The following is a 444-nucleotide window of genomic DNA, read 5'->3' as shown; positions in this document are numbered from 1 at the left end:
ATCGAGAGTGTCTGTGGCAGTCCCAAACTTGACGTCAAACTCGTAGCACTTGGTGCCTGCGAGAAGAAAGTCCTGGATGCGGGTGGCCTTGCCGAACAAAACAGGCAAAACACCTTCAGCCATAGGGTCAAGCGTACCCACATGCCCCATCTTGATGCGGGTGAAACGTCGTTCGAACCAGCGAGAGACATCTTTTGAGCTCATGCCGCGAGGCTTGTAAACGACGATCATTCCATCGGCGAGGGGGTATTTTTTGGAAGCGCTAGGCGCCTTTTGTTGATTCAAATTCAACGGTGGCTCCTGATCTCAGTCTTCCTGAGAGTCTTTCTTTTCTTTGTGAATGGTATCCAAAACTGTTTCGATACGACCGGCATACTCGATGCTTTTATCGTATTTGAAATGGAGTTCGGGAACCCGTCGCACATCAAGAGCTTCGCTCAGGCC

1 pseudogene is annotated in these 444 nt (G+C 50.5%); it reads right to left on the bottom strand.

The features are described from left to right. A pseudogene (locus D7Y13_RS42955) lies at positions 1 to 291 on the bottom strand (hypothetical protein); the annotation flags it as partial. Positions 292 to 444 lie beyond the last annotated feature (153 nt).

The organism is Corallococcus praedator (assembly GCF_003612125.1).
Lineage (GTDB): Bacteria > Myxococcota > Myxococcia > Myxococcales > Myxococcaceae > Corallococcus > Corallococcus praedator.
This window is presented reverse-complemented; position numbering and strand designations above follow the sequence as displayed.